We start from the raw sequence: 21,121 nt of genomic DNA on the forward strand, positions 1-21,121 counted from the left end.
ATTCTCGAAAAAAGCATGATAGACTCCTACTAACCAAATGAAAGCTGGATAAGCGACGTTTGGCGGTTTTCATTTGTTTAGTAGCGTCTTGCTTTCACGAGAAAGAAAAGGAGTAATTATGTCAGAAAAACAAATATTCAAAACGACATGGGGAGGCCGTCCCTTACAAATCGAAGTCGGTCAATTAGCAAAACAAGCGAACGGAGCAGTTTTAGTTCGCTATGGAGATACTGTAGTTTTAAGTGCGGCAGTTGCTTCAAAAGAAGCAAAAGATACTGACTTCTTCCCGTTGACGATCAACTATGAAGAAAAGATGTATGCTGCCGGTAAAATTCCTGGAGGATTTATCAAGCGTGAAGGTCGTCCAAGTACAGAAGCAACTTTAACGGCTCGCTTGATCGACCGTCCGATCCGCCCAATGTTTGCGGATGGCTTCCGTAACGAAGTTCAAGTAACCAACATCGTGATGAGTGTTGAAACAGATTGTTCACCTGCGATGGCTGCAATGCTAGGTTCTTCTTTAGCATTATCAATTTCAGATATTCCATTTGATGGACCAATTGCTGGTGTCGAAGTCGGCCGTGTGAATGGCGAATATGTCTTGAATCCAACAGTTGAACAAGCGGAACAAACAGATATTGAACTAAGTGTTGCAGGTACAAAACAAGCAATCAACATGGTTGAAAGTGGTGCGAAAGAAGTTTCTGAAGAAGATATGCTTGGAGCATTACTATTTGGTTTTGATGCAATCAAAGAATTAGTTGCTTTCCAAGAAGAAATCGTCCAAGCTGTCGGCAAAGATAAAATGGAAGTTTCTTTGTTACAAGTAGATGCAGATTTGAAAAAAGAAATCTTTGATGCTTCTTATGCTACGATGAAAACGGCTGTTATGACAGAAGAAAAACTAGCTCGTGAAGACAATATCGAACAAGTAAAAATCGATATTCGTGAAGCTTATGCCGAAAAATTTATCGGGCATGAAGAGGAAGATCAATTACTAAAAGAAGTAAAACAAATTACTGAGGACTTAGAAAAAGATGTAGTTCGTGAATTGATCACGATCGACAAGATCCGTCCTGATGGGCGTAAATTGGACGAAATCCGTCCACTAGCTTCAGAAGTAAGCTTGTTGCCACGGGTGCATGGTTCAGGTTTGTTTACTCGAGGACAAACTCAAGCATTATCTGCTTGTACCCTTGCGCCACTAGGTGAACACCAAATTATTGATGGACTGGGAGTAGAAGTTAGCAAACGATTCATCCACCATTACAACTTCCCACAATTTTCTGTTGGTTCAACAGGGCGTGCGGGATCACCTGGTCGTCGTGAAATCGGACATGGTGCTTTAGGTGAACGTGCGCTAGCACAAGTGATTCCTTCAGAAGAAGATTTTCCTTATACAATCCGTTTAGTGGCAGAAGTTTTAGAATCGAATGGTTCTTCTTCACAAGCAAGTATCTGTGCTGGGACATTAGCATTGATGGATGCCGGTGTACCAATCAAAGCACCAGTTGCAGGGATTGCAATGGGACTTGTTTCAGATGGCGAAAACTATACGATTTTAACAGATATCCAAGGATTAGAAGATCATCTGGGAGATATGGACTTTAAAGTGGCTGGAACTAAAGACGGGATAACTGCTCTACAAATGGATATTAAGATCCAAGGGATTACGGAACAAATCCTAAAAGAAGCGCTAGCCCAAGCAAAACAAGCACGTATGGAAATCTTAGAAGAATTGACTTCAACGATTGCAGCACCTCGTGAAGAATTAAGCCCATATGCACCGAAAATCGAAATGATCCAAATCGACCCTGCGAAGATCAAAGATGTGATCGGTAAAGGTGGCGACACAATCAATGGTATCATTGAAGAAACTGGTGTGAAAATCGATATCGATCAAGATGGTAAAGTAAGTATTGCTTCATCTGATAAAGAAATGATCCAAAAAGCAATCAAGATCATTGAAGACTTAACCAAAGAAGTAAAAGTCGGTGAGGTCTATCTAGGAAAAGTAGTTCGTATTGAAAAATTTGGTGCTTTCGTTAACTTGATCAAAGGAAAAGACGGATTGGTTCACATCTCTCAACTTTCAAATGACCGTGTCAATAAAGTAGAAGATGTAGTCAAATTGGGTGATGAAGTCCTTGTCAAAGTAACTGAGATTGACAAACAAGGTCGCGTAAATCTTTCTAGAAAAGCGATGTTAACAGAAGAGGGTTCTGAAAAAGAAACAAAATAATCGTTTAAGCGATAAAATAGCAAAAAGAGTAATCTGAAGGGTGAAATGCCTACGCCAGTGAAAAATACTTGTTTTTGCTACATTGAAAAAGAAGGAGTGAGACAATGTCTTACTCCTTCTTTTTATAGCTAAAATCCCTATGGAAAGTTTACTTGGATAAAAGCTATTCATAATCTTTGGTCTAATTTTCAAAATAACGTAAAATAAAGGTGTATTTTTTAAGGAGGGAACGAGATGCTTTATTTTTTTCTGACTTTGATCGTTGGTGGCGTTTTAGGTCTGTTCGCTGGATTGATCTTAAATGAGGATGTACCTGGCGGTGTCACTGGAAATGTAGTGATCGGTTTTTTAGGAAGCTGGTTAGGAGAATTTGTTCTTGGTGAATTAGGTCCCTCGATCAAAGGATTCTACCTCATCCCTTCATTGCTAGGAGCTCTTTTTTGTCTCGGTGTGTATTCATTTTTAGCAGACTATATCCGTCGACATTACTAAATGAAATCTTGTATAATGATTTGACACTTCGTAGGGGTCTCTAGTTAAGTAAATCACATGAAATAAAAGATCAATGATTTGTGAAGAAAATACGATAGTGAACGAAAGTAGAAAAGAGGGGGACAATTGACAACAAAACACAACACTAAAAAAATTTCAATGGCTGGTCTATTAGTTGCGATGGGCGTAGTTTACGGAGATATTGGAACGAGTCCACTATATGTAATGAAGGCCATCGTAGAAGATAACGGAGGACTACGAGGTATCAATCCTGAATTTGTCCTTGGTTCGGTGTCATTGATTTTTTGGACACTAACATTACTTACCACAATCAAGTATGTGGTGATTGCGTTAAATGCAGATAACCACGGTGAAGGTGGGATTTTTTCTTTATATACACTGGTCAGGAAAGGGAGCAAATACTTGATCGTTCCGGCAATGATCGGTGGAGCTGCTTTACTTGCTGATGGAGTATTGACCCCAGCGGTGACTGTCACGACAGCAATCGAGGGGTTAAGAGGTATCCCACAATTTTTTGATCGATTCGGTAACAATCAAAATATTATTGTCATTATTACATTAGTCATCATTTTCGTATTATTTATGGTTCAACGATTCGGTACCGAAATAGTAGGAAAAGCGTTTGGTCCGATCATGTTTTTATGGTTTACTTTTTTAGGTGTGATGGGTTTAATAAATTTCAGCCAAGACTGGACGGTGATCCGAGCGTTGAACCCCTACTACGCGATTCGCCTACTTTTTAGTCCAGACAATCGATTAGGTCTCTTTATTTTAGGAAACATCTTTCTGGCTACGACAGGGGCGGAAGCATTGTATTCTGACTTGGGGCATGTGGGGAAATTAAATATCCGTTTAAGTTGGCCTTACGTTAAACTTTGCTTAGTATTGAATTACTTCGGACAAGCGGCTTGGTTACTGAATATTTATCAAAATCAAGAGGTGCAACAAATCAATAATCTCAATCCATTTTTCCAAATGTTACCTAAAGGTTGGTTGATTATTGGCGTTGGGTTTGCTACGATCGCTGCGGTCATTGCTTCACAGGCTTTGATTACTGGATCATTTACATTGGTATCAGAGGCGATTAAGTTAAAACTCTTACCACGCTTGAAAATCATGTATCCAGGAAACAGTATCGGTCAGATGTATATTCCCGCGGTTAATTTGATTTTATGGTTGGCTTGTTCGTTGATCGTGGTTACTTTCCGAACATCACATCATATGGAAGCAGCCTATGGACTTTCAATTACTGTCACGATGTTGATGACGACGGTACTTCTTTATTTCTATTTGATCCAAAGCAACTATTCCAAATGGTTCGCCTGGATTGTGTCTTTCTTTTTTGGTGCGATCGAGATCATCTTTTTCATCTCAAGTATCGTGAAGTTTTTCCACGGAGGGTTTGTTGCGGTGTTGATGGCGATCATTATTTTAGCTGTCATGTTTATTTGGGAACAAGGAAATATCATCCGTGAGTCTGCTGCGGAAGATGTGGCATTAAAAGATTACATTCCACAATTAGCGGAATTAAGAGATGATCACTCATTGCCACTTTATCAAACTAATGTGGTGTTCTTAGTACCAGATATGGCCGAAGGAAAAGTTGGTAGACAATTTGTCTACTCGATTCTGGACAAACGACCAAAAAGAGCACGTGTATATTGGTTCGTACATGTGGAAGTGACGGATGAACCTTATACGAAAGAATACCAAATCGATATGATGGATACTGATTTTGTCGTACAAGTGAATCTCTTCTTAGGATTCAGAGTACAACAAGAAATCAATGTCTATGTTCGTCAAATCATTCATGATTTGATGAAACAAGGAAGATTACCAAAACAACCGCAGACTTACTCGTTAACTCCGGGAAGAGAAGTCGGTGATTTCCAATTTATCTTGATTGATGAAGTGATCTCAAATGTGACGACTCTCAGCAAATGGGAACGACAAATCATGCAAGCAAAACTTGCAATTAAAAAAATTGCGACCACGCCAGAAACTTGGTTTGGTTTAGAGTATAGTGAAGTAAAGCATGAAACAGTACCGTTACTAATTGGTGTAACAAGAAAAACGTGGTTAAAAGAACGGAAAAATTAAACTTTAGCGAATAAAGTATTCAATGGGAGAGACATTTCTTGGAATGTTTCTCCCATTGTTTTTGGGCTATTTAGCGTTGCAAAGAGAGTTTAGCTTTTTTAGGCTCGCTTAGATGTTTATTTGAAATACTATTGATTGCTTTTCTTTTTAAATCTTTTAGGTGAGATTTTCCTAGGTAGATGTCAATTTCATTTGGTTCTTGTTGCATTTGCTTTATGTAAACTTGGGTTTGCGTCTTTTTATATGCGAAATTCATCTTAGCGAGGTGTTTTTTAACACCAATTTCGATTACTTTTTGAGTTTTTAGAATGATTTTTTTTCTTAGTATTTCAGCATCCAACTTTGGTAATTCAAGGTTATTAATGATGTGGTTTAGGCTGTGTAACGTTTTTTTTTTTTTGCGATTATTTTTATTTTTTGATTGAAATTCGATATTATATTCATTTTGTTTGCTTCAACTATTTTTTGTGTGTTGGCTAATCGGTCCATTGTTTTTGGTAACTGGAGGTTAGCCATAATAAATTTAATACTTCTGGCTTTATAGTTTAATTTAGACAAAGATGCTAAGCATTCGTTTGGGCCACGTTCTTTACACCTCGTGTTCCACTGGTCAATCGTATTTAGTAGTTCTTGGTTGGATTGAAAATCTGAAGTGATAGTTGATCGCTCTGCCGTAATGATTTTATCTGATTCAATGACTGGATTTATCGTTTCTGGTAAGTAAAGATTCGCTATGATAAATTTGATCATTGAATCATTATAGTTACAGGTAGCTAGAAAAGCGAAGGTTTCATCAGCACCGTTTAGTTTAAGCATTGCGTTCCACTGGTCAATTGTGGTTAGTAACTCCTGATCAGATGAAAAACCTGATTCCACCACCGTTTTGCCCAGAACATTTAACAAGGTTTCAATCTGTTCTTTATCTGTTCCTGCTGGCAAATGAAGGTTGTTTATAATATTTTTGATACTTTCAGTTTCATAATTAAATGTAGTTAAATAGGCTAAGGTTTGGCTTAAGCCGTGAATTTTCAACATTCGATTCCACAAGTGAATACTATTTTCTGATACTTTCATTAATTTGTGTTCTTTCAGAACTTGACTAAGGGGCATAAGATAATCTCCTTTTGATTTTTTTACTAGAACTATTGTAAAGGAATCGATCAGACAAAGAGTCTTCTTTTTTCGGCTATATGAAATTTTAGTTTTGGATAAAAGCTTGACAAAGCTTGCTAAGTTAAAAGAGTTTTGTTGTTCAAGATGAGACTGGGACAAAACTTGTCTCAGTCTCTTCTAGTATCTCTGAAAACGAATAAACGGTGTTCAAACATCAGCTCCTTGAAATAAGCCTGAATTTTTCAAAACATGAGGAGCTGTTTCGAGATTTCCATCCTTAACGCTCAGGTCAAAACACTCTTTTCACGACCTCTTGTTCACGGTGAGACAAAAGCAGCATCTTCGGAAAATTTGCCGAAATTTACCAAAAATTTGAGAAGCACCGAGTAGGTAACAATCAACATCAAAAACAAGTATTTGTGTTTCTTGTCAATTTTCGGAAATTTCTTCTTATTTCTTGATGCTAAACACTTTTGTCTCAACCTCCGATGTGATCGTGGATCGTTGATTTAAATTATTTTTCGAAAAGAGGTACAATAGGGGAGAGAAGAGAGGTGGGAAGTTATGGTACTTAATTTTGCCATATTATTTTTGATGATTGCGGTGACTTCTTTTTTTGTAGCTAGTGAATTTGCATTAGTTAAAATCAGACGTTCACGCTTAGAACAATTAGAAAGAGAAAATGTAAAGAATGCCAAATTAGCATTACATGTCACGCATCATTTAGATAACTACTTGTCGGCTAGTCAATTAGGAATTACCTTGACTGGGTTGATCATTGGTTGGGTTGGCGAAGGCTCAGTGGCGGCGTTACTAGAGCCTTGGATCGGTCGATTGCCGTTTAGCTCAGCATTGAGCGGAACGATTTCTGTCGCGTTAGGGTTTATCTTAGTGACATATATCGATGTGGTGATCGGAGAACTTTTACCTAAAAGTTATAGTATCGTGAATACAGAGCAAGTGGTCTTATTTGTTGTACGTCCGTTGCATTATTTTTATAAAGCAATGTTTCCTTTTATTTGGGTATTGAATCATTCTGCTGCGGCTTTAGGAAAAGTATTAGGTGTGAAATTAGTTTCAGAAGGAGAAGAGACATTATCTCAAGAAGAATTGACGTTAGTGGCTATGAATTCTTATGAAAAAGGAGAGTTGACGAAAGAAGAGTACTATTATTTAGAAAATGTCTTTGAATTTGATGATACGTTGGCAAAAGATATCCAAGTGGATCGAACCTCTATGCAGGTTTTTGAAGCTGGTGAGACAGTGAAAGATGCAATTCAAGCTTCTATTCAAAGAGGTCATACCCGCTACCCCGTTATTTCTGGGTCAAAGGATCACGTCCTTGGTTATGTTACTTTACCAGATTTGATTAAGCAGTCGTTTAAAGACGATCAATTAACAGTGGATGAGTTGGTGGAAGAACCAATCGTTACTTCAGAAACGATCCCCATCAAAAAATTATTGACGATCATGCGTAAAAAAGGAAAACATATTGCTATTTTAAAAGATGAATACGGGGGAACGAGTGGTTTAGTGACGATTGAAGATATTTTAGAAGAAATCGTAGGGGAAATTCGGGATGAAACGGATTTGGATGAAGCATTGATAGCGAAACAAGCAGATGGGAGCTATATTGTTTCAGGAAAATTGACGTTAGATGATTTTGGTCGTTATTTCCACGTTACGATCCCTGAATTTGAAGAGTCTACTTTTATCACACTATCTGGATTTATGTCGAACCATGAAAAAAACATCAAGACAGGTACAGTGATCCAAATTGATTCTTTTCAATTTACGGTGTTAGAATATAACCATACGCATGTGGACTATTTTAAAATCAAAAAACAAGAAATAGCAGAAAACAGTATCGATTCGAATAAAACAGAATGAAGAATCTGGGATAAACAAAATCCTACATTTCACGATCAAAAAAAATGAGAGAAGTAAGACAAAACATTCTAACCACTACCAAAAACGAATAAACCGATGTTTATACTTTCTTTTTGTCCCTTAGTCGGAAGCTTCCTACTCATTTTGGTGGACGGATCTCTTGATCATAAGATTTTAAACGATAGAACTGATGCCAATCCATTCGACTTAGCTGAATGGATTGGCATCTTTTTTACTTTGTAAACCATATATTTGTTCTAAAAAAAAATATCCGATAGAATAGATCTGTAAGCGGAATCACTAAATACAGACATACTATTAACAGGAGGGATTCACATGAATGAAAGAAATCTAACAGTTATTGGTAGTTACAGTACGAGGGAAGAAGCTTTATCAGTGATCGAACAATTGCGTGATGAAGGATACGATCGAGACGATATCATTATCTATACGACAAAAGATGCTGCTCAAAATTTTGGTTTTTCTGGTTTATCAGGAATTGATGTAGAAACGAATGTGGATGAGGTTGAAGGCACGCATGAAGAACGCTCGCTATGGGAACGGATCAAAGATACGTTCACTTCTAACACCTATGAGGAAGATTCGTATACAGAAAAAGCGGATGATTCTGTTAACGATGATCCATTGTATTCATACAAAGAGGATATTGCCGCTGGGAAAATAGTGATTACGGTTAAAGATTACAAAGCGCCAAATGAAGCAGTTGTTGAAAACGATCGGACTCAAAATATGCCCGATCCAACGGATACACTAAATACAAATAATGAAAATATTCAACTCAAAGAAGAACAGTTAGATGTCAATACCCATGACGTGACAACTGGGGAAGTTGATATCCATAAACACGTTGTTAATGATACTAAAACAGTGGAAGTCCCTGTGAAGCGTGAAGAAATCGTTATCGAAAGAAAACCAGTAAATGCTGAAGCAAGCGATAATATTTCAGATGATTCTTTGGAAGACGAAACGATTACAATTCCTCTTAAAGAAGAACAAATTGATGTCAATAAACATACTGTAGTACGTGAAGAGGTAGGTATTCACAAAAAAGAGCATGAAGATATGAAACAAGTGACGGAAGAAGTAAGTCGTGAAGAGTTGGATATTGATACAAAAGGAGACGTTCGAGTAGAAGATACGGATGAAAATACTCGTAAAAATGATCATATATAATAATTGATCGCTAAAATCATCTAACCAGACTCCTTCGTTTTTTGAACGGAACATCATGTAAATTGCTAATAAAAAAGACATTTCTGCTTATCTGATCGATGAGAGAAATGTCTTTTTTTCTTTTATTGGATACTATTGTACTGGATTTCAGGATCATCCATAGCGTATTGTTGTTCATTCTCGAAAGATTTAAGTTGTTTCATTGAACGCAAGTAAGAGTATAGTAGAACAGCGACAGATCCTGCCCAAGCAAGTGGTGAAGCAGCTGCAGCACCCGTATAACCAAGTAAACCAGTTAAAATGATTGCTGCAAATGAACGCATGACTAATTCCATCATTCCTGCGAGTGTTGGAATCTTACTTTGACCAAGTCCTTGTAGTGTGTAACGTAAGATAAATAAAATCGCTAAGATCCAATATAAGGAACCATTGATATTGAAGTAAGTTTGAGCTAATTCAAAGACACGAGTCTCTGTCGGTGAAACAAACAACTGCATAAGTGAATGACCGAAGAAAATCACGATCGCACCTGCAACAACACTAAAGCCAATACTCATCATAAGTGTTTGCTTAACACCTTTTAAAATTCGACCATATTCTTTTGCACCATAATTTTGAGCAGTAAATGTTGCAATAGCAATCCCGAAGGACATCATTGGTTGGTTAGCAAATTGGTCAATTCTGCTGGCTGCTGCTTGAGCGGCTACGACATCTGTTCCTAAACTGTTCAACGCAGCTTGAAGGACGATGGCGCCAATGGCGATGATGGATGATTGAAAAGCCATTGGAAGAGCAGCGTTTAAATGAACACGAATCTCTTCTTTATCAAAGTGAAAATCTTTTTTACGTAATTGCAACAAAGGAATTTTTTTCTTGATATAAACTAAACATAGTAGGCTTGAGCAAACTTGGGCAATAACCGTTGCAATTGCTGCGCCTTCGACACCCATTCCAAAAGAAATGATGAAAATCAAATCAAGCACAACGTTGACAACCACTGCAATAATCAAAAAGAAAAGTGGTGTCCGGCTATCTCCAAGCGCGCGAATAACATTTGAAAGCAAGTTAAAACTCATAGATGCGAAAATCCCTAGTAAGATGATTGAAATGAACGTTTGTGCTTGGTCAATAATCTCAACGGGCGTTTGCATCAATTGCAGCATCGGACGAATAAATACTAAACTAAGGACGGTTAATGCAATAGTGACAACCAAACTGATAACAACACTTGCAGCAAAACTTTTCTTAAGACCACGATAATCTTTTGCACCATAACGCTGAGCTGTGATGATCGCTAATCCAGCAGTAAGACCTTGAGCGAAGCCAAGGATTAAAAAGGTCAAGCTTCCGGTTGCACCAACAGCAGCCAGCGCATTTTTCCCTAATGTTTGACCAACGATGATCATGTCGACCATGTTGTAAAATTGCTGAAAGACATTACCAATAAGTAAAGGAACGGTGAACATTAAGATTAGTTTAGCTGGACTTCCTTTTGTTAAATCGCGCATTTTTTAAACTCCTTATTGTCTATAAAATTTAGTTAGTAGTATATAGTGTTTATCCTGAGATTACTAGGTAAAAATGAAATAATTTTGATAACTTTCAATGTATTGCAGATTCATTTTCAAAGATATTTTCAATGATGTGCATTATAAAACAAGCCAAGAATTGAATCGCTGAATAAATTCAAAGAATGAAACGCAAAGAATAAATTCAAAGGATCAACTACTTGGCCTGGGCGTACAAATCAAAAGGGACAACGAATGGTTGTGAACCTTAATACTGTCTTATCTCGCTGGGTAAAAGAATGGTTTCTCTAGTACCATCATCATAAGCATATACTTGGCTTGGAAAACTTGATGAATAGTGAAACGGTAAATCGATTCCCATCTCAACATCACTACCAGCTTGCGAAAAATGCATAGTTACTTTTCCATTATTGTCGATTAAATCAAAGGCTAACATATTATCTAAGGGGATGACTCCCTTAAGGTCTAGGTCAATAATAAACCAGATACTATCAATCAGTTCATCTGGTAAACTTGATACAACACCTACAGAGGCATACCGGTTACGACTACTGTCAAAACTTTCAAACATCTGTTTAACCTCCTTCGTTTTATCGAATAGACATGTTTTATTTCTTCATTTAGGATAAACGATTTACTGTAACGATGGTTCATTCTAATAGACTTTTTTTAAAAATGCAACAAAAATCGTGTACTTTTTTTCAAAGTATAAGTTTTTTTTAAGGAGAGAAAAAAACGTGCCAAAAGCGAAGGTTACCAACGCTTTTGACACGAACAAGTCACTTGTTATTCTTCCGTTGAACCAATAACTTCTGGTTCGCTTTCTTCATCAGTAGTTTCAGCTTCCTCAGTTGGAGCTGCTACTGCAGCAATTTGTTCTTCACCATCAGAAACGACTTTATAATCGTTGTTTTCAGGTAGATCGGCTACTGTGATTGCATCGCCTAGATTTAGGTTTGTTACATCAACTTCGATACGTTCTGGTAAGTTGCTTGGTGTAGCAGAGACGATCACAGTGTAAAGGTTTTGTGCTAAGACACCACCAGCTTTTACACCTGCAGCTTCGCCAACAAGAACGATTTCAGTTTCGACTTCAGTTTCTTCTGACATGTTCACAGATAGAAATTCCACATGTTCAAAATGGTTGGTAAAGGTATTCGTTTGGACTTTATGAACCAACGTGTTGACTTTTTTTCCATCAATCGTCATTGTGATTACTGTATTTGCGCCATTTTCACGTAATAATTTACTGAATATTTGTCCATCAATAGCAATCGGAGTACTTTCAACATTGTACCCATAAACAATAGCTGGAACTTTACCTTCATGACGCAATTTATTTCTCAATGAACGGGGACGTACTTCTCTCTTACTTACTTCTAATGATACTGACATAACCAAAATTCCTCCTTAAAATGTGACTGTCGGCAACGTAGACCAACAGATTTTATTTAAGTGAACTTTCGACGGCTATTCTCGTGCACATTATTGGCTAGGGCGCTTAAAAAACGCAAAAAGGTAGATGCGCGCATCTACCTTTAGAAAGTCAGGATTCAACTTTTCTCCACCAGGTCATTACGCTGTGTATGAGAAATCCAATTCACTTTACTCTTTAACCGTAGCGCGAATCTGAATTTAAGTCAAGGAATAACAATGGCTTTCTTATTTGCATCTACTCTCTTTCGGGTTATAATGCTTGTTAGGCTAAGAAAGGAAAGCACCATGCGTTTAGATAAATTAATTGAAGAAACTTTACAAACGACTCGAAAAGAGATGAAGCGTTTATTTGCATCAAAACAAGTGAAAATTGATGGTTGTGTCGAATTTTGCCAAAACCGAAATGTGGATAGTTTGATTCATGAGATCGAAGTCTCAGGTAAGCGTTTAACGACAAACGAAGTCTATTACTTATTGAATAAACCGAGTGGTGCTGTGACTGCAGTTAAAGACCAAACAAAAATGACCGTGTTAGACTTGATTGCTTCAGCGGATCGAGCGAAGCCGCTCTATCCTGTCGGACGCTTGGATCGTGATACCACAGGACTACTATTACTGACATCAAATGGTCAGTTGGGATATGAAATGTTGCTGCCTGATAAAAAAGTCTTCAAAACTTATGAGGCGCAGATCAATGAACAAGTGACAGCTTCAGATATCGAAGCTTTTCAAGCAGGAATTGTTTTTGAGGGTGGCTATCGTTGTTTACCTGCACAATTAACAATCATGGAAACATCCAAAAACAGCAGTCGAGTACGAGTAACGATACAAGAAGGAAAATTTCATCAGGTAAAAAAGATGTTCCTTGCACGTGGTAAAAAAGTGACAAAGCTAAAGCGACTAATGATGGGACCTTTACAGTTAGATGACCAACTTGCTGAAGGTGCCTATCGTTCACTGACATTAACCGAATTAAAGCAATTGAAAATATATTTTAAATAGGAGAGAAAAAAAATGAATTATCATACTTTATTATTCGATGTAGACGATACGTTACTTGATTTTCAGATGACAGAAGCAAAAGCATTAAATGAATTATTTGCAGAGCAAGGAATTGAATTGACACCAGAAGTGAAAACAAGTTATAAGGCATTAAATCATCACTTATGGCGTGAATTTGAAAAAGGGAATATGACGAGAGAAGAGGTTACCGGGAGTCGTTTTGGACTACTATTTCAACAATTTGGTAAAACAGTTGATAGTTTAGCTATGGAGAAAAGATACAGACATTACTTGAATCAGGGGCATGATTTGATTGAGGGAAGTCATGAACTGCTTCAGACGTTATCTTCACAAGCGGATCTTTATATTGTGACAAACGGGGTATCGAAAACGCAATATCAACGTTTGACTGATGCGAAAATGTTGGGCTATTTCAAAAAAATTTTTGTTTCAGAAGATGTGGGCGCCCAAAAACCAATGAAAGAATTTTTTGATCATGTCTTTTCACAGATTCCTCAATTTGAAAAAGAAAAAACAGTTATTATTGGCGATTCATTGACCTCAGATATTAAAGGAGGGAACTTGGCAGGAATTGATACGATTTGGTTTAACAAAAATCGGTTGCCGGAAATTCCAGAAATCGTACCGACTTATCGGATTGATTCGTTAGCAGAACTTTATCCTCTTTTGGAAATCGAGAAGCATTAATTTTCAGAAAAATATAGCATTTTCGTGTATTTTCGCTATAATAGATAAGAATGTAAAAACGGATATGAAAGAGGTTTTAGTCAATGACAAAAAGCAAGCCAATTATCATTGGTGTGACGGGTGGATCAGGAAGCGGTAAAACAAGCGTAAGTCGTGCCATTTTCAATAATTTCCCAGACCATTCCATCATGATGCTTGAACAAGATTCTTATTATAAAGATCAAAGCCATTTGAGCTTTGAAGAACGATTGAATACGAATTATGATCATCCCTTTGCCTTTGATAATGATCTGCTGATTCAGCACGTGAAAGAACTACTGAACTATAACGCCATTGAAAAACCAGTTTATGATTATGTTGCACATACAAGAAGTCAAGCAACAATCATCCAAGAGCCTAAAGAAGTAATTATATTAGAAGGCATTTTGATTCTAGAAGATGAAAATCTACGTGACTTGATGGATATCAAAGTATATGTAGATACAGACGATGATATCCGTATCATCCGCAGAATCAAACGAGATATGGAAGAACGTGGCAGAACGTTGGATTCCGTGATCGAACAATATTTGACTGTGGTTAAACCGATGTATCATCAGTTCATCGAACCAACTAAGCGTTACGCCGATATCATCGTGCCAGAAGGTGGCGAAAATCACGTAGCGATCGATTTGATTACGACAAAAGTTGCTAGTTTTTTGGATCATAAATAAAACAAAGAAACCAATAGGATAAGTCGAAGAATCATGAAAATAGGAGAAGCTATTTTCGATTCTTCGACTTATTTATCAAGTGAAACGTTTACTTTTGCAACGATTCTTAATGAAAAGTAGCGCTAAAAGGTGGAGAGACTGAAAATGAACGATCACAATCATTTACATAAATATATCCGAGTAATCCCGATTATTGGCTTATTGTTCTTTTTGGTGTTAATCATTTATGCTTATCAACATGGGATCTTTCGATCAACCACTTCTTTGCAACGCTTCATCCAACAATTTGGGGAGTATGCAGTAGTGATTTTTATTCTCCTGCAGATCATTCAAGTGATCATCCCAATACTACCTGGAGGAATTTCTTCAGTGGCAGGCTTGTTGATGTTTGGAAATGGCTGGGGATTACTTTATAGCTGTATTGGATTGATTATCGGTGAAGCCATTGGTTTTTTATTGGTTCGTTATTATGGCGTTAGTTTTGTACAACTTATTTTATCGCCCAAAAAGTACCAAAAATTCGACCAATTACTGACACAGAAAACGAAGGATATCAAAAAAGTACTATGTTTGACCATGTTGATTCCTTTTGCGCCTGATGACTTGGTTTGTCTGATCGCAGGGTTAACTAAAATATCTTTTAAGGAATATATCCAAATTGTCCTATTATTGAAACCTTGGTCTGTCGGTGCGTATAGTTTGATTATGTTGTATCTGTTCCAGAAAGCACAAGGAAATTTTTAGCAGTAAGAGAGGAAAGAAAAAGAATGTTAGAAAAAGTCAAGGTAACCTCAACTGAAATTGACGAGTTGGTATCAGTAATCAAGGAAGTTTGGCCAGAAGCATTTGTTCCGATCATTGGGCAAGCACAAGTGGACTATATGCTGGCTACCTATCAATCAAAACAACAGATTGAAAAAGAAGTGGCGGAAGGTGTGCAGTATTTTCTCTTAAAAGAGCAAGGGCAAACGGTCGGATATACCGCCTATGAGGTAATAGCCTCCAAAATATATTTGAGTAAGTTATACTTAATGAATCAATTCAGAGGGAAGGGATTGACGTCGGCTCTTTTTCAGTGGTACGAAACTATCGCTAGAGAACAAGGAATCAAAGAGATTTTTCTACGTGTCAATCAAGGCAATGCTCAAGCCATCGCCGTTTACCTTCATCAAGGTTTTGAAATGGCTGGTGAACTGATCTCGGATATTGGTCAAGGATTTCAAATGGTCGATTATCAAATGAAAAAAAGACTCGCATAACTTTGGGATATGTGTTAAAGTAACGACATGCGACGGGTCGAGAAGGCCTCTGGTTTACAGATGCGCCTAATTGATTTTGGAGACACAAGATCATGATGTGATCACTTGCCGGAATGCAAGGGTGTCGGGCAAGACTTTTGTGGAGAAGGGCTTGTCTGCTTGAGTTCACAAAAACTCAAGTACCAGTAAGATAGGACATTAGTCAGAAGAGATTCTGGGTAATGTCCTATTTTTTATGGGCAATCTTTCGTGGTTTGTTTGGCTTGAGTGTTACTATTACTGACAAGAAGACGTGTCGCAATAGGTTATCGCTCGTTATAAGTCGGAATTCTTAGTTGAGAGTATCGGCTAAAATTGGTTTCTACTTATGATTAATGCTAGAATGAATGAAAAATAAGTTTTGTAATTACTCGCTAAGGAGTTTTTTTATGTTCGAGAAAATCAAACAATTTGGTCGTAATTTTACGCAATCAACACCTTTTATTTTAGCTAATACGGTTATATTTATTCCTTATCTTTTATTTCTGAATTTGAGCGATGGGGCTAACTGGGCTTCGATTTTACCGTTTACCTTATTTTATACTTTCCGTATGACGGGATTGTTTTTGATCCGCAGTATTCGTTTAGGTCTAGATAGTTATACATTACTGATGATTGCTCTTTTGATGGGAGGGGCGGGTTCGTTATTAGGGATCTTTGGTGTGCTCTATTTCCCCTTGTTTTATTTGTCTAGTATTTTATTGGGATTTAGTGCAGCTTGGCTACTTCCAGCAAATGTGACTGTTAATTACCATGAAAAGCGACAGGGTTTTACGAATATGACAGGCAAAAAATATATCTTTGCGCTACTATTATTGGTTTTGCTTTTTCGCTCGATCGAGTTGTCAGGTACGACCCAAATCGTTGTGACGTTAGGGCTTTATACATTGTTTTATATCATGGCTTATCACACCATCAGCCATTATCCTAGATATGAATTGGATTTTAAAGAGATGAAAACGACGATTTTTGTCACGAAAGAATTTGTGCTGTTCATTGTGTTTTTTGTCTTATTGTTTTTGCTTCGAAATGCACGCTTGCTCGTTGAGCCAGAACTGTTTGATCTTACAATTTATGTTTTTCTCTTTTTATTTGTTTTAGCCGCTTTTTATTTAGGGCGAGGCAAAAAAAATTGGCAGTTTCCAAGTTGGCTCAATCTCATGAATTTTTTGAGTGGAATGGTGGGGAACTTTCTCTTTTTGTTTAGTACATTTTATGTAGGAGTTTTGTATGGATTTGATCATTTAGCCACTTATATGTATCTACCTTATATTGCTGGAATGGTCGTCGCTAAGCTGATTGGTAATCGTATCTTACGTAGTTTCCCCTATCCTCCAGTGATCGTCCAGTTGATCGGACTATCTCTCTCTTTATTGATTTTATTGATCCCGACTGCGTTTGTGATTGGATTGTTTTTCTTAAGTTTTTGTCATGCTGTGATCAGCGGTTGGTTAAATCGTGTGTGTTATGACACTGATACGGATATTCCCATGGATCAACGAGTCATCATTAAATTTACGACACAAAACAAAGGGAGTGTGGTCCATCAGTTTCTCTTGATGGGGCTGTTACTAGTTCTTACCCGTTGGCTAGAACTACCTGTTGCAGTGTTGTTGCAGTTGACTGACAAGTTAAGAGTTCCTACGATCAGTGTGCAATTAATGGAATACGCTAAGTGGGGGAACATCAGCTGGTTACTCCTTGGTGTGCTGGGTGTTTATCTATTATGGAAACGAGAGGTGCGACATCATGCGAATACTGATTGATGGAGATGGTTCGCCGGTTAAGGAAGATGTAATTGAAATTGCTGGTTTGTATCAAGTGGAAGTCATGATCGTGACGAGCGTGGCTCATTACACCCATAAAGAATATCCAGCGTATGTTCATTTTGTGTACGTTGATCAAGGCGCAGATAGCGCAGATTACCGCATTGTGGGCTTGATTCGCAAAGGAGATATTCTAATCACACAAGATTATGGGTTAGCTTCTTTAGTTTTACCAAAGAGGGTACGAGTGTTTCATCAAACGGGTAAAGAATTTAGTGCAACAACGATTGACTCCTTGTTAGAACAACGTTACCAAAGTGGAAGGTTGCGCAAAGCAGGTCTTCGAACTAGAGGACCTAAACCTTTTACCACTCAAGATCATCAAAACTTTAGACAGGCATTAATTCAAGCACTTGAACAAGTCAAGTTATCTTCAAACAATGAGTAGCGACAATAGGTTTGTTTTCCCCTCAATTAGTACGATATCTTTGCTTGTATTGTCTTTAAAATGATAAAATAATTAAAGATATTTTATTATCTAATTTTTTTCTAATCTGAGGGGAGAGAGTGGAAAATGAAACATGTAAAAGCATTAATTGTAAAAGCAATCATGATTTGGGCGATTTTATGGATCGTATTAACAGGATTATACGGGGTTAGCTTCATGGATTCGACAATTGTTGGGGTCATTATCGTTGTGATGATTTATGTATTAGGTGATTTACTCATTTTGCGAAAGGTGGGGAATATTGCGGCGACGATCGCAGATGCCGGTTCTTCCGCAGTCATTTTGTGGGTATATCTTTATTTTATGAATGATATGACGAACATCTGGATGAAAGTTTTGATTCCTGCTTTATTAATTGGCATAGGAGAATGGTTCTTCCATAAATGGTTGTTAAATCAAGGGATTGTCCCTGATGAACGAAAGATGGAATAGATGAAAAACAACAATCGAAAAAGAGGCGCAGGCAGCGATGCCGTGCCTTTTTTCTTGATTTAACAAATAAGTTTATCGACTTTTTGAAAAATAAGCTGTTTGATTCTTTTGATTTTGTGCTAAAATATGAAGTAAAAGTGAAAGATATTGGATACGGGAGGACAATCTTTTGAAGATTACTTTACTATATGGTGGACGCAGTGCAGAACATGATGTTTCAGTTCTTTCAGCGTTTTCAGTCTTAAATGCTATTTATTATACGTACTATCAAGTTCAACTGATATTTATCAGCAAAGAAGGTCAATGGGTGAAAGGCCCTTTGTTAACAGAGAAACCAGCGAGCAAAGAAGACTTACATTTGACATGGGACCCAAGCGGAAAAGTGACAGATGGCTTTACGGGAAGAGTGATCAATCCTGGAGAAATCAAAGAAGAAGGAACGATTGTTTTCCCTGTCTTACACGGACCTAATGGTGAAGATGGAACGATTCAAGGATTTTTGGAAACATTGAACTTGCCATATGTCGGCGCTGGCGTTTTAACAAGTGCTTGTGCAATGGATAAGATCATGACCAAATACATTTTGCAAGCGGCAGGGGTACCACAAGTTCCTTATGTCCCTGTTTTGAAAAATCAATGGAAAGAAAATCCTAAAAAAATCTTTGATCAATGTGAAGGGTCTTTGCTTTACCCAATGTTTGTCAAACCAGCAAATATGGGTTCAAGTGTAGGGATCTCTAAAGCGGAGAACCGTGAAGAGCTGCAAAATGCGCTTGCATTAGCTTATCAATATGATTCTCGTGCGATCGTTGAGCAAGGAATCGAAGCACGTGAAATTGAAGTAGCTGTTTTAGGGAATGAAGACGTGCGTACCACATTACCTGGTGAAGTAGTCAAAGATGTTGCATTCTATGATTATGATGCGAAATACATCAACAATAAGATTGAAATGCAAATCCCAGCTGAAGTACCGGAAGAGGTCTATCAAAAAGCGCAGGAATATGCAAAAATTGCGTATACAATGCTAGGTGGGAGTGGCTTGAGCCGTTGTGATTTCTTCTTGACGAATAAAAATGAACTATTCCTAAATGAGTTAAATACAATGCCTGGATTCACGCAATTTAGCATGTATCCATTATTGTGGGAAAACATGGGCTTGAAGTATGGCGATTTGATCGAAGAATTGATTCAATTAGGAATCAATCGTTTTAATCAACGACAAGGTTTTTTTGAAGCAAACGAATAGACAAATAAAAATAGAAGCTGGGGCGAATGTCATTCACATTTGTTCCGGCTTCTAAATGCGAAAAGGCGGGTTTTTTATGAAACTAACAGTACAAGAAATCGCTCAAGCTGTAGGAAGCGTAATGAATGATTTAACGGAAATCACAGGTGTGGAGTTCGATAGTCGCAAGATTGAAAAAGGTGGGTTGTTCGTGCCGCTAAAAGGAGCAAGAGATGGACACGAATTTATTCAACAAGCCATGGATAATGGAGCGGTTGCTACTTTTTGGAGTCTGGAAGCGTCCAAAGCACCTAGTGGGATTCGAGTGATTCTTGTGGATGATCCACTAAAAGCAATGCAAGATCTGGCGAAGTACTACCTAGCGAAAGTTGGGGCTGAAGTGGTGGCAATTACGGGAAGTAATGGGAAAACAACGACAAAAGATTTGACTGCTTCAGTTTTAGCTCAAAAGTACAAAACCTATAAAACACAAGGAAATTACAACAATAATATTGGATTGCCTTATACGATTTTGCACATGCCGATGGATACCGAAAAAATCGTTTTAGAAATGGGGATGGATCATGCCAGAGAGATCACTGAGCTTTCTTTGATTGCCCGACCTAAAGTAGCGGCTATTACGATGATTGGTGAAGCACATATTGAAAACCTTGGCTCACGAGCAGGAATCGCGCAAGCAAAAATGGAAATTGTTGATGGTTTGAGAGAAGATGGGCTGTTGATTATCCCAGAAGAAGAACCATTATTGAAACCTTTGACTGAAAGTTTGACTCAAAAAATTGAAACGTTTGGATTAAATACAGGGCAGCTACAGGCGGAGGTAACGAGTGAAGAGAAAACAGCCACACATTTTATCGTCAATGATGAATCGTTCATGATTCCTCTTCCTGGAAGTTATAATGTCACCAATGCGTTGATTGCTTATGCTGTTGGGCAATTTTTTGGTCTGCCAACGGAAGCCATCCGTCTAGGTTTAGCAAGTGTCACAGTGACGCAAAATCGTACGGAGTGGCTAAGTGCTGGAAATGGTGCGGGGATTCTAAGTGATGTCTATAATGCGAATCCTACAGCAATGGGATTGGTCTTAGATACTTTTGCCAACTTACCAACAAAAGGGAGAAGACTTGCTGTACTTGCGGACATGCTGGAATTAGGACCAGATGCTTTGAAGATGCACGCAAGTATGGCTGAACATCTTGATCCAGCTAATTTTGCGGGAGTCTATTTATATGGGCCCAAAATGAAAGCATTATATGAAAAGTTGAACGAAAAGTATCCAGATTTATACGTACAATATTTTGAAACAGATAAAGAACAACTCATTGCAACGGTGAAAGAAGAAATACGTCCGGAAGATAGCATCGTTTTAAAAGGAAGCAATGGAATGGGATTGATTGATGTCGTTAAACAATTGCAAGGAATGAAATAAT

General features: G+C 37.7%; 20 protein-coding genes. 15 read left to right on the plus strand and 5 right to left on the minus strand.

Going from position 1 to position 21,121, the window contains the following annotated elements; all coding sequences use genetic code 11:
- Window positions 1-118: 118 nt before the first annotated feature.
- From pnp to IGJ32_RS00905, 3 genes are all read left to right on the plus strand, one after another.
- A complete protein-coding gene (pnp, locus tag IGJ32_RS00895) occupies window positions 119-2,242 on the plus strand; it encodes a polyribonucleotide nucleotidyltransferase (protein ID WP_342081904.1) in 2,124 nt (707 codons plus the stop codon).
- Window positions 2,243-2,476: 234 nt separating this feature from the next.
- Window positions 2,477-2,734 carry a GlsB/YeaQ/YmgE family stress response membrane protein gene (locus tag IGJ32_RS00900; RefSeq protein WP_010720351.1) on the plus strand — a complete coding sequence of 86 codons (258 nt, stop codon included), beginning with the start codon at window positions 2,477-2,479 and terminating at the stop codon, window positions 2,732-2,734.
- Between the two features lie 126 nt (window positions 2,735-2,860).
- A complete protein-coding gene (locus tag IGJ32_RS00905) occupies window positions 2,861-4,855 on the plus strand; it encodes a KUP/HAK/KT family potassium transporter (protein ID WP_010736848.1) in 1,995 nt (664 codons plus the stop codon).
- A gap of 70 nt (window positions 4,856-4,925) precedes the next feature.
- Here the strand turns inward: IGJ32_RS00905 and IGJ32_RS00910 are convergent, their stop codons facing one another.
- Window positions 4,926-5,195, minus strand: a complete 270-nt coding sequence (locus IGJ32_RS00910; RefSeq protein WP_051641764.1) for a hypothetical protein — start codon at window positions 5,193-5,195, stop codon at window positions 4,926-4,928.
- A gap of 32 nt (window positions 5,196-5,227) precedes the next feature.
- Entirely contained in the window at window positions 5,228-5,965 is a 738-nt protein-coding gene (locus IGJ32_RS00915; RefSeq protein ID WP_081128321.1) for a hypothetical protein, read from the minus strand.
- A gap of 567 nt (window positions 5,966-6,532) precedes the next feature.
- On the opposite strand from IGJ32_RS00915, the gene IGJ32_RS00920 reads away from it, so the two are divergent.
- Together IGJ32_RS00920 and IGJ32_RS00925 are read left to right on the plus strand one after the other, a co-directional pair.
- Complete coding sequence (locus IGJ32_RS00920; protein ID WP_010736850.1) at window positions 6,533-7,858, plus strand: hemolysin family protein; 1,326 nt, start codon at window positions 6,533-6,535, stop codon at window positions 7,856-7,858.
- A 336-nt stretch (window positions 7,859-8,194) separates the two neighbouring features.
- Complete coding sequence (locus IGJ32_RS00925; protein WP_063626436.1) at window positions 8,195-9,052, plus strand: DUF2382 domain-containing protein; 858 nt, start codon at window positions 8,195-8,197, stop codon at window positions 9,050-9,052.
- Window positions 9,053-9,174: 122 nt separating this feature from the next.
- Here the strand turns inward: IGJ32_RS00925 and IGJ32_RS00930 are convergent, their stop codons facing one another.
- From IGJ32_RS00930 to IGJ32_RS00940, 3 genes are all read right to left on the minus strand, one after another.
- The gene (locus IGJ32_RS00930; RefSeq protein ID WP_063626437.1) at window positions 9,175-10,560 is read right to left on the minus strand and encodes an MATE family efflux transporter; all 1,386 of its coding nucleotides are present in this window, start codon (window positions 10,558-10,560) and stop codon (window positions 9,175-9,177) included.
- 268 nt (window positions 10,561-10,828) lie between these two features.
- On the minus strand, window positions 10,829-11,152 hold the full coding sequence (locus IGJ32_RS00935; RefSeq protein WP_010720345.1) for a DUF960 domain-containing protein: 324 nt from the start codon (window positions 11,150-11,152) through the stop codon (window positions 10,829-10,831).
- Between the two features lie 215 nt (window positions 11,153-11,367).
- Window positions 11,368-11,976, minus strand: coding sequence for a 50S ribosomal protein L25/general stress protein Ctc (locus tag IGJ32_RS00940; protein ID WP_010736853.1), 609 nt, complete (start codon window positions 11,974-11,976; stop codon window positions 11,368-11,370).
- A gap of 327 nt (window positions 11,977-12,303) precedes the next feature.
- Here IGJ32_RS00940 and IGJ32_RS00945 point away from each other — a divergent pair, with 327 nt between their 5' ends.
- From IGJ32_RS00945 to IGJ32_RS00990, 10 genes are all read left to right on the plus strand, one after another.
- Entirely contained in the window at window positions 12,304-13,020 is a 717-nt protein-coding gene (locus IGJ32_RS00945; protein ID WP_081128316.1) for a 16S rRNA pseudouridine(516) synthase, read from the plus strand.
- Between the two features lie 12 nt (window positions 13,021-13,032).
- Window positions 13,033-13,728 carry a YjjG family noncanonical pyrimidine nucleotidase gene (locus IGJ32_RS00950; RefSeq protein ID WP_010720342.1) on the plus strand — a complete coding sequence of 232 codons (696 nt, stop codon included), beginning with the start codon at window positions 13,033-13,035 and terminating at the stop codon, window positions 13,726-13,728.
- An 83-nt stretch (window positions 13,729-13,811) separates the two neighbouring features.
- Window positions 13,812-14,441, plus strand: coding sequence for a uridine kinase (gene udk, locus IGJ32_RS00955; RefSeq protein WP_010720341.1), 630 nt, complete (start codon window positions 13,812-13,814; stop codon window positions 14,439-14,441).
- A 144-nt stretch (window positions 14,442-14,585) separates the two neighbouring features.
- Complete coding sequence (locus tag IGJ32_RS00960) at window positions 14,586-15,185, plus strand: TVP38/TMEM64 family protein (RefSeq protein WP_342081906.1); 600 nt, start codon at window positions 14,586-14,588, stop codon at window positions 15,183-15,185.
- A 23-nt stretch (window positions 15,186-15,208) separates the two neighbouring features.
- Window positions 15,209-15,700: a GNAT family N-acetyltransferase gene (locus IGJ32_RS00965; RefSeq protein ID WP_010736856.1), complete on the plus strand. Its 492-nt coding sequence runs from the start codon at window positions 15,209-15,211 to the stop codon at window positions 15,698-15,700.
- Window positions 15,701-16,128: 428 nt separating this feature from the next.
- The gene (locus tag IGJ32_RS00970) at window positions 16,129-17,505 is read left to right on the plus strand and encodes a hypothetical protein (protein ID WP_094940636.1); all 1,377 of its coding nucleotides are present in this window, start codon (window positions 16,129-16,131) and stop codon (window positions 17,503-17,505) included.
- Window positions 17,489-17,953, plus strand: a complete 465-nt coding sequence (locus IGJ32_RS00975; protein ID WP_088745039.1) for a YaiI/YqxD family protein — start codon at window positions 17,489-17,491, stop codon at window positions 17,951-17,953. Before IGJ32_RS00970 ends, IGJ32_RS00975 begins: the two co-directional genes overlap by 17 nt.
- Window positions 17,954-18,079: 126 nt before the next feature.
- Window positions 18,080-18,445, plus strand: a complete 366-nt coding sequence (locus IGJ32_RS00980) for a DUF2512 family protein (protein WP_034698720.1) — start codon at window positions 18,080-18,082, stop codon at window positions 18,443-18,445.
- 169 nt (window positions 18,446-18,614) lie between these two features.
- Complete coding sequence (locus IGJ32_RS00985; protein WP_010720335.1) at window positions 18,615-19,691, plus strand: D-alanine--D-alanine ligase; 1,077 nt, start codon at window positions 18,615-18,617, stop codon at window positions 19,689-19,691.
- A 76-nt stretch (window positions 19,692-19,767) separates the two neighbouring features.
- Complete coding sequence (locus IGJ32_RS00990) at window positions 19,768-21,120, plus strand: UDP-N-acetylmuramoyl-tripeptide--D-alanyl-D-alanine ligase (protein WP_081128308.1); 1,353 nt, start codon at window positions 19,768-19,770, stop codon at window positions 21,118-21,120.
- Window position 21,121: the final 1 nt, after the last annotated feature.

Source organism: Enterococcus sp. DIV1639a (genome assembly GCF_050530445.1).
GTDB classification, from domain to species: domain Bacteria; phylum Bacillota; class Bacilli; order Lactobacillales; family Enterococcaceae; genus Enterococcus_B; species Enterococcus_B hirae.

Excerpts from the sequence above, each read along its gene's own strand:
- IGJ32_RS00940 (WP_010736853.1), bottom strand. The coding sequence starts at position 11,976 with ATGTCAGTATCATTAGAAGTAAGTAAGAGAGAAGTACGTCCCCGTTCA.
- IGJ32_RS00925 (WP_063626436.1), top strand. The coding sequence starts at position 8,195 with ATGAATGAAAGAAATCTAACAGTTATTGGTAGTTACAGTACGAGGGAA.
- IGJ32_RS00980 (WP_034698720.1), top strand. The coding sequence starts at position 18,080 with ATGAAACATGTAAAAGCATTAATTGTAAAAGCAATCATGATTTGGGCG.
- IGJ32_RS00900 (WP_010720351.1), top strand. The coding sequence starts at position 2,477 with ATGCTTTATTTTTTTCTGACTTTGATCGTTGGTGGCGTTTTAGGTCTG.
- IGJ32_RS00915 (WP_081128321.1), bottom strand. The coding sequence starts at position 5,965 with ATGCCCCTTAGTCAAGTTCTGAAAGAACACAAATTAATGAAAGTATCA.
- IGJ32_RS00920 (WP_010736850.1), top strand. The coding sequence starts at position 6,533 with ATGGTACTTAATTTTGCCATATTATTTTTGATGATTGCGGTGACTTCT.
- IGJ32_RS00945 (WP_081128316.1), top strand. The coding sequence starts at position 12,304 with ATGCGTTTAGATAAATTAATTGAAGAAACTTTACAAACGACTCGAAAA.
- IGJ32_RS00950 (WP_010720342.1), top strand. The coding sequence starts at position 13,033 with ATGAATTATCATACTTTATTATTCGATGTAGACGATACGTTACTTGAT.
- IGJ32_RS00935 (WP_010720345.1), bottom strand. The coding sequence starts at position 11,152 with ATGTTTGAAAGTTTTGACAGTAGTCGTAACCGGTATGCCTCTGTAGGT.
- udk (WP_010720341.1), top strand. The coding sequence starts at position 13,812 with ATGACAAAAAGCAAGCCAATTATCATTGGTGTGACGGGTGGATCAGGA.
- IGJ32_RS00990 (WP_081128308.1), top strand. The coding sequence starts at position 19,768 with ATGAAACTAACAGTACAAGAAATCGCTCAAGCTGTAGGAAGCGTAATG.
- IGJ32_RS00965 (WP_010736856.1), top strand. The coding sequence starts at position 15,209 with ATGTTAGAAAAAGTCAAGGTAACCTCAACTGAAATTGACGAGTTGGTA.
- IGJ32_RS00960 (WP_342081906.1), top strand. The coding sequence starts at position 14,586 with ATGAACGATCACAATCATTTACATAAATATATCCGAGTAATCCCGATT.
- IGJ32_RS00975 (WP_088745039.1), top strand. The coding sequence starts at position 17,489 with ATGCGAATACTGATTGATGGAGATGGTTCGCCGGTTAAGGAAGATGTA.
- pnp (WP_342081904.1), top strand. The coding sequence starts at position 119 with ATGTCAGAAAAACAAATATTCAAAACGACATGGGGAGGCCGTCCCTTA.
- IGJ32_RS00930 (WP_063626437.1), bottom strand. The coding sequence starts at position 10,560 with ATGCGCGATTTAACAAAAGGAAGTCCAGCTAAACTAATCTTAATGTTC.
- IGJ32_RS00970 (WP_094940636.1), top strand. The coding sequence starts at position 16,129 with ATGTTCGAGAAAATCAAACAATTTGGTCGTAATTTTACGCAATCAACA.